Origin of the sequence: Bradyrhizobium genomosp. III (genome assembly GCF_000261705.1) — a bacterium.
Taxonomy (GTDB): Bacteria; Pseudomonadota; Alphaproteobacteria; order Rhizobiales; family Xanthobacteraceae; genus Bradyrhizobium; species Bradyrhizobium ottawaense.
Genome location: NZ_AJQF01000236.1, coordinates 1 through 16,956, shown reverse-complemented (window position 1 = coordinate 16,956; position 16,956 = coordinate 1). Strand labels below are relative to the sequence as shown.

Below are 16,956 nucleotides of genomic sequence, written 5' to 3'. Positions count from 1 at the left end.
GGCGGCGCGGCCGCAGCTGCGGCTTTCGCGGCCATCGGCACCGGTCTTGCCATCGCCGCGACCCGTGACTCCTATGCCTATGACTACGGTCCGGGCTATGGCTATTACGGCGGTCCCGCCTATTACAGCGGCCCTTCCTACGGGCCCTATTATGGTCCAGGCCCGAACTTCCAATATCAGCGCTACGGCGGCACCGCTCCGTCCGAGTTCTGCGGCCAAGGTTACTACCAGAACTGCTACTAGCTCTGGCAGCTGGAGTTGACCATGACAGGCCGTCGCGCTTGCCGCGCCGGCCTGTTTTCTGCTTTTATTGCCGCGCGTTAACACGCTCGCCATTTGTTTAGAGTAGTTTTGAGTACCATGAGTGATTCGCTTGAGCGGCTATATCTGGCTGTGCTCGCGGCCAGGGATCTTGATCCGGCAACATCGCGTACGGCCCGGCTGTTTCAGCGCGGGCCCTCGAAAATGGCAAAGAAGCTCGCCGAAGAGGCCATCGAGGTCGTGATCGATGCCGTCAATGGCGATACCGACGCCGTGATCCGGGAAAGCGCCGATCTCCTGTACAATCTCACCGTGCTCTGGGCCTCTGCGGGCGTGCGCCCCGAGGACGTCTGGCGCGAGATGACGCGGCGGGAAGACATGCTCGGCATTGCCGAGAAGCTGCCGAAATCGTCGATGAAGCTGCCCAAGGTCGCGTCACCGCGCGTGGCTGCCAGGCGGCCAATTGTCGCGCTCGAGGGGCGTGCCGCGCGCAAGCGCCACTAGAAACGTCATAATTCGCCTCAATCTCGGCATGGACAAATCCGTCCCATGGTGCTTCATCGCGGCGCCATGCTGAAACGTATCTACGACTGGTGCATCGACGCCGCTCACAAGCCCTACGCGCTCTGGATCATGGGAGCGGTGTCTTTCGCCGAAAGCTCCTTCTTTCCGGTGCCGCCGGATGTGATGCTGATTCCGATGTCGCTGGCGCGCCCGCAGCGCGCCTGGCTCTACGCGGCCGTCTGCACCATCACCTCGGTGCTCGGCGGCATCCTGGGCTACGCCATCGGCGCGCTGCTGTTCGACTCGGTCGGTCATTGGCTGATCCAGGTCTACGGCCTCGGCGACAAGGTCGACGCCTTCCGTGCCTCCTATGCGGAGTGGGGCGCGGTGATCATCCTGCTCAAGGGTTTGACGCCGATCCCCTACAAGCTCGTCACCATCACCTCGGGCTTTGCCGGCTACAACATTCTGTTGTTCACCATCTGCTCGATCGTCGCGCGCGGCGGACGCTTCTTCATCGTCGCCATCCTGCTCAACCGCTATGGCGATTGGATCCGGGTCCAGATCGAGAAGCATCTCGGTCTCGTGGTGGCGGTCGGTGCTGCCGTGCTGGTGCTCGGCTTCGTGGTGGCGATCAAGTTGATCTAGAGCATGTCCGGACCCGAAGGGCCGCGTCAGCGCAAGGTGTGAAGCGGTTTTCCCTCGCGACAAACGCGGAACGCGTTTGCGCGGAGATCATGCTCACTTGGTAACCCGCGCTTTGCCGCCGGGCCGGGTTCGGCTACGGTTGCCGTCATGATGGTTCGATCCGGCAATCCGGCCTTGCGGCTCGGGACGCTGATATCAGCAGTGCTGCTGGTCCTGCTCGGTGCCGCCGGGACCGGATGGCCGCAATCCGCTCCGCCGGTGCTTGGCTTGCAGGAGCAGGGGCCGCAGGCCGCGCCTCAGCCGTCCACGCCCGCTCCATCGGCGCCGCCGGCGGCAGCGGAAAATCCCGGGCTGATCAATGAAATGGGCAAGCTGTTCGACAAGCTGCCCTCGATCCTGCCGCCCATCAAAAGCCCGAGCGAGACCATGAACGATCTGTCGCGGCTGGCGAAGCCTTCGACCATGGTGTCGGGCCGGGTGGCCTGTCCGGCCTCGTCCAACGGCGCGCCCGATTGCAAGCAGGCTGCCGACCAGCTCTGCCAGAGCAAGGGTTACAAGGACGGCAAGAGCCTGAATGCCGACTCCGCGGAAAAATGCTCGGCCAAGGTCCTGATTCCCGGCAGGGCTCGCAAGCCGGACGACTGCCGCACCGACACTTTCGTGACCAGCGCGCTGTGCCAGAACTAGAGGACGTCGCGCGAGCAACAAGGAGCGCCCATGAGCCGTACGGAGCAGGACTTCCTCGGACAGCGTGAGATCGCCGACGACATCTATTACGGCGTCCAGACCATCCGGGGTAAGGAGAACTTCCACATCACCGGCATTCCGATGAACCAGGAGCCTTACTTCGTGAAGGCGCTCGGTTACGTCAAGAAGGCCGCCGCCATGGCCAATCGGGATCTCGGCGCGATCGAGGCCAAGGTCGCGGACGCGATCATCCTCGGCTGCGACCGCGTGATCGCCGGCGACATGATGGACCAGTTCGTCACCGACTTCATCCAGGGCGGCGCCGGCACCTCCACCAACATGAACGCCAACGAGGTGATCGCGAACCTCGCGCTGGAATCGCTCGGCTTCGGCAAGGGCGACTATCAGCACGTCAGCCCCAACGATCACGTCAATTACGGCCAGTCGACCAACGACACCTATCCGACCGCCTTTCGCCTCGCGCTGATCCTGCGGCTCGAGAGCTACATGACCGCGCTGCGTCAGCTCCAGGAAGCGTTCTTCGCCAAGGGTCGCGAGTTCGATCGTGTCCTGAAGATGGGCCGCACGCATCTGCAGGATGCCGTGCCGATGTCGCTCGGGGCCGAATTCCGGGGCTGGGGCACCACGATCGGCGAGGAGGTCGACCGCATCTCGGAAGCGCGTGCGCTGCTGCGCGAGATCAATCTCGGCGCCACCGCGATCGGAACCTCCGTCACGGCTGCGGTCGGCTATCCCAAGCTCGCGGTCCGGCACCTCAGCGCGCTGACCGGCGTCGACTTCATTCTCGCCGGCGACCTCGTCGAGGCGACCTCCGACACCGGCGCCTATGTGCAGCTCTCGGGCGTGTTGAAGCGCACCGCGAGCAAGCTGACCAAGATCTGCAACGACATCCGTCTGCTCGCCTCCGGCCCGCGTGCCGGCTTCAACGAGATCAACCTGCCGCAGCTGCAGCCGGGCTCCTCGATCATGCCGGGCAAGGTCAATCCCGTGATCCCCGAGGTCGTCAACCAGACCAGCTTCCTCGTCATCGGCCTCGACACCACGGTGACGCTGGCCGCCAGCGCCGGCCAGCTCCAGCTCAACGTGATGGAGCCGGTGATCTCGTTCGCGCTGTTCTTCTCGATCCGCACCATGGAGCGCGCGGTCAACAGCCTGCGCGAGAATTGCGTCGTCGGCATCACTGCCAACGAGGAGCACACCCGCAACATGGTGCTCAACTCGCTCGGCATCGTCACCGTGCTGAAGCCGCTGCTCGGCTACAAGCAATGCGCCGAGATCGCGCGCGAGGGCTACAAGAGCGGCAAGTCGCTGCACCAGATCGTGGTGGCCGAACGCAAGCTGCTGACGCAAGAGAAGTGGGACGAGATGTTCTCGTTCGAGCGGCTGATCAATCCGGATCTGCTGGGGTAGGCGGTCACTGTCATTCCGTGGCGCGCGTAGCGCGAGCCCGAACCATCTCGCTACGCGCATTGATGCCCGATGAATTCCGGGTTCGACGCTGACGCGTCGCCCTGGAATGACGAGGAAAGAATTCCGCATCTTGGAATAGTGTCGCGGGGTGCCGCCTACGGCGCCAAAACGCAATACTTGACAGTGGAAAGATTGCCTTGTTGGTATGGCGGTCAACCTTCCATTGACCTGCCAACAGAGGATCGTCCTGCAATGTCCATGCCTGCCTTGTTCAAAGGACGCCTGTCGATCCCCGTGATCGGCTCGCCGCTCTTCATCATCTCGGTGCCCGATCTCGTGATCGCGCAGTGCAAGGCAGGTGTGGTCGGCTCGTTTCCGTCACTGAACGCGCGGCCGCCGGAGCTGCTCGACGAATGGCTGGCGCGCATCACCGAGGAGCTCGCGGCCTATGACCGCGCGCATCCCGACAAGCCCTCGGCGCCGTTCGCGGTCAACCAGATCGTGCACAAGTCGAACAACCGTCTCGACCACGACATGCAGCTCTGCGCCAAGTACAAGGTGCCGATGATCATCTCCTCGCTCGGCGCACGCGAGGAGCTGAACCAGGCCGTGCACAGCTGGGGCGGCATCGTCTTCCACGACGTGATCAACCAGAAATTCGCCCACAAGGCGATCGAGAAGGGCGCCGATGGCCTGATCCTGGTCGCGGCCGGTGCCGGCGGCCATGCCGGCACCATTTCGCCGCTGGCCTTCGTCGCCGAGACGCGAAAATGGTTCGACGGCCCGATCGCGCTGTCGGGTGCGATCGGCAACGGCAAGGCGATCCGCGCCGCACGCATCTTAGGGGCCGACTTCGCCTATATCGGCTCGGCCTTCATCGCGACCAAGGAAGCCAATGCGGTGGAGAAGTACAAGGAGATGATCGCGGGCTCGACCGCCGACGACATCGTCTATTCCAACCTCTTCACCGGCGTGCACGGCAACTATCTGAAGCCCTCGATCCTTGCCGCCGGCATGGATCCGGAAAACCTGCCGACCTCCGATCCCTCCAAGATGAATTTCGGCACCGACGCTTCCGGCGAGCGCGCCAAGCCGAAGGCCTGGAAGGAAATCTGGGGCTCGGGCCAGGGCATCGGCAGCGTAGAGAAGGTTATGCCTGCCGCCGAGTTGATCGCGCGCTTCAAGAAGGAATACGACGAGGCGATCGATCCGCCGTTGTAGTTTCTCGTGTCCCGGACGCGGTGCAGTGCGTAGCATTGCTCCGCAGAGCCGGGACCCATCGCCGCAAGGCACGGACCCCGGATCAGCAGCTCATCGCTACACGCTGCGCAGCGTCCGGGGAACGTCAACCAAGACTGATTAAAACATGCCCCCCATCTACCGTGTCGACGGCGACAGCGTCGTCACCAGTCCGGATGCCGCCGGTCCCTGGGATCGGCGCATGCAGCACGGCTCGGCGCCGGCCTCGCTGGTGACATGGGCGGCCGAACGCATTCCGACGCCTGCTCCGATGGATATCGCGCGCGTCACCATCGATCTGATGCGGCCCGTTCCGGTCGCGCCGCTGACGATCGTGACTGACGTCTTGCGTGAGGGCCGCAAGATCCAGCTCTGCGAAATCAAGCTGCTCGCCGACGGTTTGCAGGTCGTCGGCGCCACCGTGCTCAAGATCAGGCGCCAGGCGCTGTCGTTGCCCGCCGACGTCAAGGCGCTGCCGGTGACGCTGCCCATGCCGGAGGACTCGCTGGTCGAGGACGGTCACGCCGCCACCAGCCCGTTCGTGCGTTCGGTCTCGATGCGCGCCGCGCGTGGCCGCTTCGGCCAGGCCGGCGCCGGCGCGATCTGGTTTCGCGTCGATCATCCGCTCATCGAGGGCGAAGCGATCTCGCAGGCCATGCGCGCCGTGGTCGCCGCCGATTTTTCCAACGGCACCGCCTCGACGCTCGATTTTCGCGCCTGGACCTACATCAACGCCGACCTCACCGTGAATTTTTCGCGCCAGCCCATTGGCGATTGGATCCTGCTCGACGGCGACTCCTGGATCGGACCCGACGGCGCCGGGCTCGCAATGTCGCGGCTGGCGGACCGGCAAGGCTATTTCGGCCGCGCGGTGCAGAGCCTGGTGATCGAGAAGCGGTGAGCGTGACGGCCCTTGCCGCTGTCGCTCTGTGAGCCGATTGAACGGCAGGCTTCCGCCGCCGCGGAAGGGATGCTTGGTCGTGTGCGACGAGGCATCCTGCCAGTTCACATTCCGTAGAAGATCTTGATCTCCCACAGCACCACGACGATAGCCGTGATCAAGGTGACCGCGGCGACTGCACTTTCCAGGGAAGCGACTCTCATTGCTTACTCCGCTTCCCAGCCCCGTCAGCGGTCTAGGTGATTCCCCGATTCGCCTGCAATCGGGCGGCCATCGCCGGCGCAAACTCCGCTGCTCGTTGTGGTGCCGGGGCCACAATCATACCGTAAAATCCCGGGGTTTTACCCCACCATCCGGTCCCGCCCGCTCCAGAACCCCGCACGCAATACCTTCTTGTCGACCTTGCCGACACCGGTCATCGGCAGCTGCTTCACGAACTGGATCTGCTTGGGCGCATGCGCCGAGCCTTTTCGCGCCTTCACGAGGTTGATCAGCTCGTCCGGATCAGGCCTTGCGCCCTCGCGCGGCACGACGATGGCGGTGACGGCCTCGCCCCATTTCTCGTCGGGAATGCCGACGACCGCGACCATGGCGACATCGGCGTGCTGCGACAGCACGTCCTCGACCTCGCGCGGAAAGATGTTGAAGCCCCCGGAGACGATCATGTCCTTCTTGCGGTCGAGGATGAACATGTAGCCGCGCTCGTCCTTGCGCGCGATGTCGCCGGTGTGGCCCCAGCCGTTCTTCAGCGTCTCGGCGGTGATGTCGGGCCGCTTCCAGTATTCCGCCATCACGTGCGGGGCGCGCACGCAGATCTCGCCGGCCTCGCCCGTCTTCACCTCCTGGTCGTTGTCGTCGAGGATCTTGACCTCGCAGGCTGCGATCGGGAAGCCGCAGGACAGGAACAGCTCGGGTGCCTTAAGATCGTGGTCGGCTTTGCGCAGCACCGAGACCGGGTAGCATTCGGTCTGGCCATAGAGCTGCGAGAACACCGGCCCGATCCGCTCGATGCCCTCGACCAGCCGGCTCGGCGACATCGCTGACGCCCCGTAGAGCACCAGCTCGAGCGAGGACAGGTCAGTCTTATCAAGCGAGGGATGATCGAGCAGCACGTAGATCATGGTCGGCACGAACAGCGTGAAGTTGATGCGCTCGCGCGCGATCGTGGTCAGCACGGCCTCTGGATCGAATCCCTTCAGCATGTGCACGGTGCCGCCGCGCATCAAGGTCGGCAGCACTTTCGTGCCCGCGACATGGCTGATCGGGGCGACCGTGAGGTAGCGGGCGGCGTCGGGGATCTCGAAATCGGCGAGGATCGCAGCGGCGGCTCCGGCGTTCTCGCGGTGATAGCGCAGCGCGCCCTTGGATTTGCCGGTGGTGCCGCCGGTGTAGTTCAGCGTCGAGAGATCGTCGAGACCGGCGAGGCACCGCGCGCTGGCGTGTCCCGCGCTCTCGATCGCCGCCAGCAGATCGACACCGTAACCGGCCGGCCCCGTGGTGAAGACCGCCTTCAGCCGGGTTGCCCTCGCGGAGAGCTCGCCGCCGCGGTCGCGGAAGGCGGCCGCGTCGACCACCAGCATCACGGCCTCGGAATCCTCGAGTTGGAACAGCTGGTCCTCCAGCGATCCCAGCGGATGCAGCCAGGTGATGCAGAGCCGCGACAATTGCGCGGCGACGCCGGCGCACCAGCTGTCGGCGCGGTTCGCGGTGAGGAAGGCGACGCGCGCGCCCGCCTGCAGGCCAAGCCGCATGAACACGCCCTGGATGCGTCCGATCAGGTCGAGAGTGCCCTGATAGCTCAGCGATCCCTCGGGCCAGGCGAACGCGGTGCGGCCGGGATAGCGCGACAACGCCCGTAGCGTCTGCGCACAAGTCGGGGACGATGCGTGGAGCGGATCGGACATATGTTTCCTCGTTGCTTTGTCACCGGCTTCTGGCGTGCCAATGTTGCTGATGACGCTAGCACAGAGACTGCGGGAGGAAACGACAAAGCCCGCACTGGGAGGCAAGCGTGACGAGGAGATTTGCGTGCCATCAGATCGACTGCAACGCTTCGGCGATCGTCTCGCTCTGCCGCTGATCGCAGCGCCGATGTTCCTGGTGTCGGGCGTCGAGCTCATGGTCGCGGCCTGCCGCAATGGGGTGATCGGCAGCTTCCCCACCGCCAATTGCCGCAGCACGGAGCAGCTCGATGAATGGCTCACCGCGATCGCGACGCGCCTGCGCCGGCACGAAGACCAATCCGGCCGCAAGGCTGCGCCGCTCTGCCCGAACCTGATCGTGCATCGCTCCAATGCGCGGCTCGCGCAGGATCTCGCCGTGCTGCTGCGGCACAAGCCGGAGATCGTCATCACCTCGGTCGGCTCGCCCGCGCCTGTGCTGAAGCCGCTGCATGACGCCGGCGTGCTGGTGCTGGCGGACGTCGCCTCGATCCGCCACGCCGAACGGGCGGCGGAAGCAGGTGCCGATGGGCTCGTGCTGCTCACGGCGGGCGCGGGCGGGCAGACCGGCTGGCTCAATCCGTTCGCCTTCGTCCGCGCGGTGCGCGCATTCTACGATGGCATCATCGTGCTCGCCGGCGGCATCAGCGACGGCCAAGCGCTGCATGCGGCCGAAGTGCTCGGCTGCGATCTCGCCTATATGGGCACGAAGTTCATCGCGACGCGCGAGAGCATGGCGGACGAACGCTACAAGCGCATGCTGGTCGAGAGCTGCGCCGACGACATTCTGCTCACCACTGCGTTCACGGGGTTGCAGACCAGCATGCTGAGGCCGTCGATCGTGGCCGCCGGCCTCGATCCCGACGATCTCCCGGCACGCGGCGCGATCGATATCGCTGAGGATATCGACGTTGCCGCGCGCGAGAGCCGGCCAAAGCGCTGGCGCGACATCTGGAGCGGCGGGCACTCAACCTCGGGGGTGACGGACGTGCCGGCGGTTGACGAGCTGGTTGCGCGGACGCTCGCCGAATATCGTGCGGCGGGCGGGCCGTAGGCGCAGCCCGTCGAGCCGGGCCACGACGGTGTGGATCACGGTTAATCCCGGGCTGCTCCCCTTATTTAACGGCAGATTAACCAACGCCGGCCAAGAATCCCCCTCACGGCCCGCCAATCAGGGCCGAGAGGGACAGGCGATGGACTTCGATTTTCTCAACAGCAAGACAGCGGCTTCGCTGGACGAAATCCGCGTCCGCGTCGCTCATGCGCTGGCGCGCCACCCGCTGTGCCGCAACGTCCGGTTCGACATCGTCAGCGTCCCCCGCACCCGCCGGGGCGGCAACTGGACGGTGACGCTGCAATCGGTCGAGCCGCGCGCGGTGTGGGAGGCCTCGGAGATCGTCGCCGACATCCAGGACGCCTACGACCTTTCGGCAGCTGCCTGATTTCCTTGAGTTTTCCGGGCGATGTCGCCGCAGTCCGCGCGATTGCCGCCGCGATGGCACGGTTAAGCCTTAATTATCGCCCAGTTGTCGGGCAGTGATCACGTGGACTTGAAGTTGGGCGCGGAGAGACGTTTGTCCAAAGCCATCACCATCGTTGTGCTGACCTGTTTCCTCGTCCTGGGTGCCGCCACCACCGCCATTCTTGGCCGGGACAGCGTGCCCAGCGCCAGCGAAGAGATGATCGCGCAGACGCCTCCAGCCAAGCCGCTCGCCACCAACCGCGCCGCCAAGGCCGACCGTCTGGTTCCGACCCTGGCCCTGGCTTCGGCCGCGATCGAGCCGGTCCAGGTGCCGGCCGACAGGCTTTCGCGGGCGCCCGTGCTGGCCGAGCCGCTGCGCCAGGCCTTTGCCGCCGCCACGCCATCCGATTTCCCGATGCCCAAGGCGTCGTTGAATGCATCCGAAGCGCCCGCCGCGGCTGAAGTTCCCGCCGTCGAAGTTCCGGCCAAGCCGAAGGTTGTCGCCAAGCCGCAGCCGCAGAAACACTATACCCTGCTATCCGACGCACAGATCTCTGGCATCCGGGATCGGCTGAAGCTGTCTTCGTCGCAGGAATATTACTGGCCTTCGGTCGAGACCGCGCTGCGCAACGTCGTCCGCAAGATCTCGGCCAACAAACTCTCCAATCCGAACGCGCCACCGAACGCGCAGATCGATCCGAATTGCGACGAGGTCCAGCAATTGAAGTCGGCCGCCATGCCGCTGCTGTTCCAACTGCGTGACGATCAGAAGGAAGAAGTTCGCAAGCTCGCCCGCCTCATCGGGCTTGAGAAAGTCGCGCAGCAGATCTGACACGCGGGTTTCCTCCGGGAACCGCTCCTGCATCAGGAACATCTGGCAATCAACGTGCGTTGCTCGCCCAAAGAGGGAGTGGATCAATGCGCGCCTCGACAGCCTATTTCGTCGGTGCCGGAACTATTATCGCGGCCATTGCCATCGGTCTTGGCGGCGGCATCGTTGCCGGCAACATCATGAACCCGGTCGCGTCCAAACAGGGCCCGGACACCAGCAAGATGGCGCAGCGCGCGGAGTCCGCGGGCGCGCCGGCACAGACGAGCGCGCCGTCGGAACGCGTCAATTATCTCACCGGCTCGCAAGCCTTCGGCGCAATGATTGCCGCGCCGGCGCAAGCCGAAGCGAAGCCGGAAGCTGTAAAGCCCGACACGCAGACCACTCAGGCGAATGCCGGACCGCCGGCGCCGCCGCCTTCGCCAGCGGCCGCGGTCGAGCCACCCAGGGAACAGTCCAAGGAACAGTCGAAGCCAGCAATCGCATCGCCTCCGCAAGCCGCAAAGCCAGCTGAGCAGCAGGCCTCGACCGAGCCGGCCTCTTCACCCGAGAACGCCTATGCCAAGGCGAGGGACACCGATGCGAAGCGCGCTGCGTCCGAGCGGCGCCGGATGGAACGCCGCGAGCGCTGGGCCGAGCGCCGCCACTACGATTCCCGCGAGCAGCGCGGCTTGCGCGACCGCACCGATTGGGACGACGTCGCGCGCAACATCCGCGAAGATTCCGATGTGCGTGACTACGCCAGTCGGCCGCGCGGCGGCTTCCCGCAGATCAGGCTGTTCGGGCCGGACGACGACTAGCGCCTAAATTATAAATTAGCTCGCGATCGTGGCTGCGATGGGAGAAGGCGCGACGCGGTCACTTCATTCCCGCGCGCCGCAATCCTTCCAGATAGTGCGCACGGTCCTCGTCCCGCAGCATCGGTAGCTCGCGCGTGATCCAGGCGAGCGAGACTTCGGGCTGGGCGCGGCGCAGGCCTTCCAGGGCGGACGCTGCCAGCGCCGGATCTCCTGACATCCCGGCGGCGGCCGTCAGCACGCGGTGCGCGCCGACGAAATCGCCGCGCTGCCGCATCGATTCCCGCGCCATCTGCACGGCTCCGTCATAGTCACGGCCGACGAACCTGGCATAGGCCGCAACCCCGCAATAGACCGCCGCGAGCGGATCGCGCGGGCTCAGTCGCAGCGCGCGACGTGCGGCGGCATCGCCGTCCTGCCATCGTCCGGCGTAGCACAGCGTCACGCCGTAAAAGGCGTGCGCCATCGCGAAGTTCGGGTTGAGCGTCAGCGCCAGTTCGAACTCCGCCAGCGCGTCGTCGAAGCGGCGGCGGAACAGATAGGTGTAGGCAAGGCCATGATGGGCCCAGGCATCCTCGCGATCGGCCTCCACCGCCGCGAGCGCCGCGCGTTCTGCGATCGGCACTGTCGCGGCCATGTCGGCCCAGCCCATATGCGCGCCGAAGATATGGCTGGTCGCGAGCAGTCCCAGCGCCTTGCCATAGGCGGGATCGATTGCGACGGCCTTTTCGAGCAGCCCTTGCGCGGCGGCATTGTCCTCGCGCGTGCTGCGCCAGTGATGCGACAGCGCGCGCATCACGAGGTCCCAGGCATCCAGGCTGCCCGGCGGCTTCTGCTGGGCGCGAAAACTTTCGGCAGCGTAGAGCTGCGGCTCGATTGCGGCGACGATCGCCTCGGTGATCTCGTCCTGCACGGCGAAGATGTCGGCGAGCTCGCGGTCGTAGCGCTCGGCCCAGAGATGACTGCCGGTCGAGACGTCGTTGAGCTGGGCTGAGATGCGCAGGCGCTCGCCGCTCCGCCGCACGCTGCCTTCGACCACGTAGCGAACCCCGAGCTCCTGCGCGACCTCGCGGATGTGCACGGCGCGGCCCTTGTAGACGAAGGAGGAGTTGCGCGCGATGACGAAGAACCAGCGCAGCTTCGACAGCGCGGTGATGATGTCCTCGCTGATGCCGTCGGAGAAATAATCCTGCTCGGCCGCGCCGCTCATATTGGTGAAGGGCAGCACGGCGATCGCCGGCCGCTCGGGAAGCGTGAGTGCGGCGCGCTGCACCCGCGCGGCGTAGCCGGGCTCCGGCGCGATTGCGCCACCCATCGTGCTACCTTTGGCCTCGACATGGCCGACGAAGCGAAAGCCCTTGCGGGCGATGGTGCGGATCAGCGCCTGGCTCGCGCCACTGTCGCCGACGGCCTTGCGCGCCGCGTTGATCCGGCTGGTCAAGGTGGATTCGGAGACGCTTCGCCCGTGCCAGATCTTGTCGATCAGCTCGTCCTTGCTGACCACCCGATCGCGGTTCTGCATCAGGTGGACGACGAGATCGAAAACCTGCGGCTCTACGGCAACGGGAACCTGCTCGCGGCTCAGCTCGCGCCGGTCGGTATCGAGAAGGTGATCCCGGAACAGAAACTGCACGTCGAAACTCAGGCCTCATTACGAATTGGGGCTAGCAAAAAAACAAAATGAAATTTGGGTCGAAAACTGTGAGTCTGCCGAAGGGGCCGCTTGGTTCATCGCGATCGCGTGATGGCAGCCATGCCGTGCGATTGGGGTAGACGCTGTGTGGGCGACCTGTTGACCGGATGTTCCGTCCGAAATCGACCCGTCATCCTGAGGGGCGAGCCGCGCGGCGCAAGGCGCCGCGTGGGGAGCTTCGAAGGATGGACGGCCACGATGCAGCCGGGCCGTCCATCCTTCTCGCTCCGGCACCTCGGGACGACGGGCGATCGTGCGATGTGCGTCGTATGTCGTCGTGCGGGACGAATGTGCGACGAGCCGCGAATGTCCTTTGCCGGACCGCGTGCCCTGCGTAAGCTGTCGCCCACACAACCACCAACCACGAAGAATCGCCGATGCCTGCTTTTCCTGCCTCCACCACCGTGCTCGATTCCATGCTTTTCCGCGACGCCTTCGGTACGCCCGAGATGCGGGAGGTGTTCTCCGACGTCGCGCTGGTGGCACGCTATGCCGAGGTCGAGGTGGCGCTGGCGAAGGCTGAGGCGAAGTGTGGCGTGATCCCGCAGCAGGCCGCCGATCAGATCGCGGCGCGGACCGACGTCGCCGCGCTCGACTTCGATCTGCTCAGGCAGCAGACCGACATCGTCGGCTATCCGATCCTCCCTCTGGTGCATCAGATGGTGAAGCAGTGCGGCGAGGCCGGCCGCTACGTGCATTGGGGCGCGACCACGCAGGACATCATGGACTCCGCCGTGGTGTTGCAACTGCGCGCCGCGTTCGAGATCGTCGAGCACGACATCGCCGAACTTCGCCGCATCCTCGCCGACCTCTCGAAGCGTTACCGGGACACACCGATGGCGGGCCGTACCCATCTCCAGCAGGCGCTGCCAGTGACCTTCGGTTACAAGACCGCGATCTGGCTCGCCATGTTCGACCGCCACGCCGAGCGGCTGACGCAATTGAAGCCGCGCGTGCTGGTCGGCCAGTTCGCCGGCGCCGCAGGTACGCTGGCCTCGCTCGGCGACAAGGGTTTTGAGGTGCAGGAGGCGCTCTGCGCGGAGCTGAAGCTCGGCATTCCCGCCTCGACCTGGCACGTCGCTCGCGACGGCTTTGCAGAAGCCGTGAACTTCCTTGCGCTCGTCACCGGCTCGCTCGGCAAGATCGCACTCGACATCATGATCATGGCCTCGACCGAGTTCGCCGAAGTCTACGAGCCCTTCGTGAAGGGACGCGGCGCCTCCTCGACCATGCCGCAGAAGCGCAACCCGATCTCGTCGGAGCTGATGCTGGCGGCGTCCAAGGCGGTGCGCCAGCACGCCGGCCTGATGCTCGACGCCATGGTGCAGGATTTCGAACGCGCCACGGGCCCCTGGCACGCCGAGTGGATGGCGATTCCGGAGAGCTTCGTGCTGACTGCCGGCGCGCTGCACCAGGCGAAGTTCGCACTCGCAGGCCTCATCGTGGATGAGGCGAAGATGAACGACAATCTTGCGGTCAGCCGCGGCCTGATCGTGGCCGAGGCGGTCATGATGGGGCTCGCGCCACAACTCGGCCGGCAGGAGGCCCATGACGTGGTCTATGATGCCTGCCGTCAGGCCAACGAGAAGGGAATGAGCCTGGCCGACGCGCTGTCCGTGGACTCCCGGATATCGAGCCGCATCGATCGCGCCACAATCGAGGCGCTCACCTCACCGAAAAATTACCTCGGCCTCGCGCCCGCCATGGTTGACCGGGTGCTGAAATCGGCAACGCGTTGAAAACCAAAATGCGTGAAACTGCGTATCTTCTCCATGTCGCAATGTGCTCGCGCACTTGCGTCCCGCGATGCTAGACTTAGATTGAACGACAGACTTTCGGCAGAGGGCCCCGCATGACTGATCACCGCAATTCCGCCACTCCCATCGATCCCGTGAAGCTCGACCGGCTGGCCGAGGTGGCGGTGAAGGTGGGCCTGGGCTTGCGGCCGGGACAGGATCTGCTTCTGACGGCGCCCGCGATCGCGCTGCCGCTGGTGCGGCGGATCGCCGTTCATGCCTACAAGGCCGGCGCCGGCATCGTGACACCGATCCTGTCGGACGAGGAGATGACGCTGGCGCGCTACCGCCACGGCCACGACAGCAGTTTCGATCGTGCCGCCGGCTGGCTCTACGAAGGCATGGCCAAGGCGTTCTCCGACAACACCGCGCGGCTCGCCATCGTCGGCGACAATCCGATGCTGTTGTCGGGTGAGGATCCTTCCAAGGTGGCGCGCGCCAGCAAGGCGAATTCGATGGCCTATCAGCCTGCGCTGGAAAAGATCGTCAATTTCGACACCAACTGGAACATCATCGCCTATCCGAGCCTGTCCTGGGCCAGGCAGGTGTTTCCTGATGATCCCGAGGACGTCGCGGTCGGCAAGCTCGCGGATGCGATTTTCGCGGCGTCCCGCGTCGATCGCGAGGACGCGATGGGCAATTGGGCGAGCCACAATGCGGTGTTGCGTGAGCGTACCAACTGGCTCAACGGCCAGCGTTTCCGCGCGCTCCAGTACAACGGACCGGGGGTCGACCTCACCATTGGCCTTGCCGATGGCCACGAATGGGAGGGCGGCGCCTCGCTCTCCAAGAATGGCATCAGCTGCAACGCCAACATCCCGACCGAAGAGGTCTTCACCACGCCGCATTGCCGCCGCGTCTACGGCCATGTCGTGAGCTCGAAGCCGCTGTCCTATCAGGGCACGCTGATCGACAACATCGCGGTGCGCTTCGAGGACGGCAAGATCGTCGATGCAAAGGCCTCGCGCGGCGCGGAGGTGCTGAACAAGGTGCTCGACACCGACGAGGGCGCCCGGCGCCTCGGCGAAGTGGCGCTGGTGCCGCATTCCTCGCCGATCTCGCAGAGCGGGCTGTTGTTCTACAACACGCTGTTCGACGAGAACGCAGCGTCCCACATCGCGCTCGGCCAGTGCTATTCGAAGTGCTTCATCAACGGCGCGCAGCTCACCCCGCAGCAGATCGCCGCGCAAGGCGGCAACCAGAGCCTGATCCATATCGACTGGATGATCGGCTCGGCCGAGACTGATATCGACGGCATCCTGCCCGATGGCAGCAAGGTACCGGTATTCCGCAAGGGCGAGTGGGCGAAGTAGGGCGTCTTGCGGCCATCCTTCGAGACGCCCGCCGCTGGCGGGCTCCTCAGGATGAGGTCTTGGTCTGTTGCGACATCTTAGGCCCTCATGGTGAGGAGCGCCGTTTACGGCGAGTCTCGAACCATGCAGGCCGAGCATGCTCCGTAATTCAACTCACGCCGCCGCGTTGCGCAGCATCGGATTGTTGTCGATGCTGAAGCGGTTGAACAATGTCGTGAACGGGCTGCCGTCGGTGGCTCGTACGATGGCGTCGGAAGCGGCGATCGCCTCGTAGAGCGCGCCGACGGGATCGTCCGCGTCGTCCAGGTCGAGGCTCTTGAGGATCTCCTCGCGAGCCTCGTTGATCTCGTCCTCGTCGTCGAGCGTCGCCTCCAGCGCCTCCGCCGCACGCCGCATCTCCGCGAGGTCGCCGCCGCCGGAAAATTTGAGGATGTCGAGCCAATAGGGACGGGCGACGACGAGCTGGACGAACGCTTCGAACGTATCGGCGATAATCCCGGCTCGGCCCTCCGATGAGACGTAAAGCACATTCTGCGGCGGCAGCAGCACGAAGGCGCCCCCGGAGCCGTCACTGCCGATCTGCTGGGGGTTTTCGATGCCGTCGATGGTGAACCAGGGCTCCTCGTCCGGCGCGAAGGAGACATCGAGGCTGACCAGCCAGGCGACGGCCTCACGATTGGCTGTCAGAACCTCGGGCGTGAGGGGCATCGGCGTGGCTCCATCTTATGCTTCCGCGCACTTTGTCGCACCCCGGAAAAGATCGGTTCATGTGCTCGAATTTGCAGGGAAATCGCCGCGTTAACCGCTTCGCACCTGCAACTTCCGGCTGATTGTCGGGGCCTGCGTAAGAAAGAATTAAAAACCGATGACTAGCGTTCCCGGCATCTTTCGAAGCAATCCGGGCCGAGATCCGGCAATATTTTATTATACCCGCTGGGGAAGAAGATGTCGCGCGCATTGATTGAAATCGGTAGTTGCAATGTCGAGCTTGAGCTGCGGCCGATCGAGCCGTCCTGGATCATCGAGGGCAATCCCGTGTCGCGCTCGCACATCCTGTCCACCAGTGCCGACGGCACCGCATCGACCATCATCTGGCAGTGCACCGAAGGCCGCTTCAACTGGTACTACGATATCGACGAGACGGTCATGATCATGGAAGGATCGATCGTGCTCGAAAGCGACGGCATGCCGCCCAAGCGCTACGGCCCCGGCGACGTGATCTTCTTCCGCGACGGCGCGCATGCCAAATGGCATGTCGAAGGCCACGTCAAGAAGATCGCCTTCTGCCGCAAGACCAATCCCGTGATGATCGGCTTCCTGATCCGCGTCGTCAACAAGCTGAAGAAGATCTTCGCCTCCACCGGAGAGCGCCGTCCGGCCTCCCTGATGGGTGCCGGCTAATCTCAATTCAAGAACGCTTCCCAGCGGCCACGACGGAAGAGGGGGCGGGATCAT

The 16,956-nt window shown here is 64.8% G+C and carries 17 protein-coding genes; 14 read left to right on the top strand and 3 right to left on the bottom strand.

What is annotated here, in order from left to right:
• The 7 genes from IC66_RS0120760 to IC66_RS0120730 all read left to right on the top strand — a co-directional run.
• On the top strand, positions 1-243 hold a 243-nt coding region (locus IC66_RS0120760), incomplete at its 5' end, for a hypothetical protein (protein WP_049806580.1).
• A gap of 117 nt (positions 244-360) precedes the next feature.
• Positions 361-765 carry a phosphoribosyl-ATP diphosphatase gene (hisE, locus tag IC66_RS0120755; RefSeq protein ID WP_028140691.1) on the top strand — a complete coding sequence of 135 codons (405 nt, stop codon included), beginning with the start codon at positions 361-363 and terminating at the stop codon, positions 763-765.
• A 45-nt stretch (positions 766-810) separates the two neighbouring features.
• On the top strand, positions 811-1,413 hold the full coding sequence (locus tag IC66_RS0120750) for a YqaA family protein (protein ID WP_080670090.1): 603 nt from the start codon (positions 811-813) through the stop codon (positions 1,411-1,413).
• A gap of 147 nt (positions 1,414-1,560) precedes the next feature.
• Positions 1,561-2,100 carry a hypothetical protein gene (locus tag IC66_RS0120745; RefSeq protein ID WP_038948859.1) on the top strand — a complete coding sequence of 180 codons (540 nt, stop codon included), beginning with the start codon at positions 1,561-1,563 and terminating at the stop codon, positions 2,098-2,100.
• 30 nt (positions 2,101-2,130) lie between these two features.
• Positions 2,131-3,531, top strand: coding sequence for an aspartate ammonia-lyase (locus IC66_RS0120740; protein ID WP_038948858.1), 1,401 nt, complete (start codon positions 2,131-2,133; stop codon positions 3,529-3,531).
• A 252-nt stretch (positions 3,532-3,783) separates the two neighbouring features.
• Complete coding sequence (locus tag IC66_RS0120735) at positions 3,784-4,752, top strand: NAD(P)H-dependent flavin oxidoreductase (protein WP_028140687.1); 969 nt, start codon at positions 3,784-3,786, stop codon at positions 4,750-4,752.
• A 145-nt stretch (positions 4,753-4,897) separates the two neighbouring features.
• Positions 4,898-5,671, top strand: coding sequence for a thioesterase family protein (locus IC66_RS0120730; protein ID WP_038948857.1), 774 nt, complete (start codon positions 4,898-4,900; stop codon positions 5,669-5,671).
• A 341-nt stretch (positions 5,672-6,012) separates the two neighbouring features.
• Here IC66_RS0120730 and IC66_RS0120725 read toward each other — a convergent pair whose 3' ends face one another.
• Positions 6,013-7,575 carry an AMP-binding protein gene (locus tag IC66_RS0120725; protein WP_038948856.1) on the bottom strand — a complete coding sequence of 521 codons (1,563 nt, stop codon included), beginning with the start codon at positions 7,573-7,575 and terminating at the stop codon, positions 6,013-6,015.
• A 124-nt stretch (positions 7,576-7,699) separates the two neighbouring features.
• Here IC66_RS0120725 and IC66_RS0120720 point away from each other — a divergent pair, with 124 nt between their 5' ends.
• The 4 genes from IC66_RS0120720 to IC66_RS0120705 all read left to right on the top strand — a co-directional run bounded on the left by IC66_RS0120720 (position 7,700) and on the right by IC66_RS0120705 (position 10,702).
• Positions 7,700-8,665, top strand: a complete 966-nt coding sequence (locus IC66_RS0120720) for an NAD(P)H-dependent flavin oxidoreductase (protein ID WP_038948855.1) — start codon at positions 7,700-7,702, stop codon at positions 8,663-8,665.
• 139 nt (positions 8,666-8,804) lie between these two features.
• Entirely contained in the window at positions 8,805-9,053 is a 249-nt protein-coding gene (locus IC66_RS0120715; protein ID WP_028140683.1) for a hypothetical protein, read from the top strand.
• A 132-nt stretch (positions 9,054-9,185) separates the two neighbouring features.
• Positions 9,186-9,905 (top strand): hypothetical protein, encoded by a 720-nt coding sequence (locus tag IC66_RS0120710; protein ID WP_038948853.1) that lies wholly within the window; start codon positions 9,186-9,188, stop codon positions 9,903-9,905.
• An 86-nt stretch (positions 9,906-9,991) separates the two neighbouring features.
• Positions 9,992-10,702, top strand: coding sequence for a hypothetical protein (locus IC66_RS0120705; protein WP_038948852.1), 711 nt, complete (start codon positions 9,992-9,994; stop codon positions 10,700-10,702).
• Between the two features lie 58 nt (positions 10,703-10,760).
• Here the strand turns inward: IC66_RS0120705 and IC66_RS0120700 are convergent, their stop codons facing one another.
• A complete protein-coding gene (locus IC66_RS0120700) occupies positions 10,761-12,332 on the bottom strand; it encodes a winged helix-turn-helix domain-containing tetratricopeptide repeat protein (protein WP_038948851.1) in 1,572 nt (523 codons plus the stop codon).
• 437 nt (positions 12,333-12,769) lie between these two features.
• Between IC66_RS0120700 and pcaB the strand changes: the two genes are divergently transcribed.
• Both pcaB and IC66_RS0120690 read left to right on the top strand, forming a co-directional pair.
• The gene (gene pcaB / locus IC66_RS0120695; RefSeq protein WP_038948848.1) at positions 12,770-14,131 is read left to right on the top strand and encodes a 3-carboxy-cis,cis-muconate cycloisomerase; all 1,362 of its coding nucleotides are present in this window, start codon (positions 12,770-12,772) and stop codon (positions 14,129-14,131) included.
• Positions 14,132-14,244: 113 nt separating this feature from the next.
• Positions 14,245-15,501, top strand: coding sequence for an aminopeptidase (locus tag IC66_RS0120690; RefSeq protein ID WP_028140680.1), 1,257 nt, complete (start codon positions 14,245-14,247; stop codon positions 15,499-15,501).
• A 153-nt stretch (positions 15,502-15,654) separates the two neighbouring features.
• On the opposite strand, the gene IC66_RS0120685 is transcribed toward IC66_RS0120690, so the two are convergent.
• Positions 15,655-16,209, bottom strand: coding sequence for a hypothetical protein (locus IC66_RS0120685; protein ID WP_038948847.1), 555 nt, complete (start codon positions 16,207-16,209; stop codon positions 15,655-15,657).
• A 237-nt stretch (positions 16,210-16,446) separates the two neighbouring features.
• Between IC66_RS0120685 and IC66_RS0120680 the strand changes: the two genes are divergently transcribed.
• A complete protein-coding gene (locus IC66_RS0120680) occupies positions 16,447-16,902 on the top strand; it encodes a cupin domain-containing protein (protein ID WP_038948845.1) in 456 nt (151 codons plus the stop codon).
• Positions 16,903-16,956 lie beyond the last annotated feature (54 nt).

Excerpts from the sequence above, each read along its gene's own strand:
- hisE (WP_028140691.1), top strand. The coding sequence starts at position 361 with ATGAGTGATTCGCTTGAGCGGCTATATCTGGCTGTGCTCGCGGCCAGG.
- IC66_RS0120750 (WP_080670090.1), top strand. The coding sequence starts at position 811 with ATGGTGCTTCATCGCGGCGCCATGCTGAAACGTATCTACGACTGGTGC.
- IC66_RS0120745 (WP_038948859.1), top strand. The coding sequence starts at position 1,561 with ATGATGGTTCGATCCGGCAATCCGGCCTTGCGGCTCGGGACGCTGATA.
- IC66_RS0120740 (WP_038948858.1), top strand. The coding sequence starts at position 2,131 with ATGAGCCGTACGGAGCAGGACTTCCTCGGACAGCGTGAGATCGCCGAC.
- IC66_RS0120735 (WP_028140687.1), top strand. The coding sequence starts at position 3,784 with ATGTCCATGCCTGCCTTGTTCAAAGGACGCCTGTCGATCCCCGTGATC.
- IC66_RS0120730 (WP_038948857.1), top strand. The coding sequence starts at position 4,898 with ATGCCCCCCATCTACCGTGTCGACGGCGACAGCGTCGTCACCAGTCCG.
- IC66_RS0120725 (WP_038948856.1), bottom strand. The coding sequence starts at position 7,575 with ATGTCCGATCCGCTCCACGCATCGTCCCCGACTTGTGCGCAGACGCTA.
- IC66_RS0120715 (WP_028140683.1), top strand. The coding sequence starts at position 8,805 with ATGGACTTCGATTTTCTCAACAGCAAGACAGCGGCTTCGCTGGACGAA.
- IC66_RS0120705 (WP_038948852.1), top strand. The coding sequence starts at position 9,992 with ATGCGCGCCTCGACAGCCTATTTCGTCGGTGCCGGAACTATTATCGCG.
- pcaB (WP_038948848.1), top strand. The coding sequence starts at position 12,770 with ATGCCTGCTTTTCCTGCCTCCACCACCGTGCTCGATTCCATGCTTTTC.
- IC66_RS0120690 (WP_028140680.1), top strand. The coding sequence starts at position 14,245 with ATGACTGATCACCGCAATTCCGCCACTCCCATCGATCCCGTGAAGCTC.
- IC66_RS0120685 (WP_038948847.1), bottom strand. The coding sequence starts at position 16,209 with ATGCCCCTCACGCCCGAGGTTCTGACAGCCAATCGTGAGGCCGTCGCC.
- IC66_RS0120680 (WP_038948845.1), top strand. The coding sequence starts at position 16,447 with ATGTCGCGCGCATTGATTGAAATCGGTAGTTGCAATGTCGAGCTTGAG.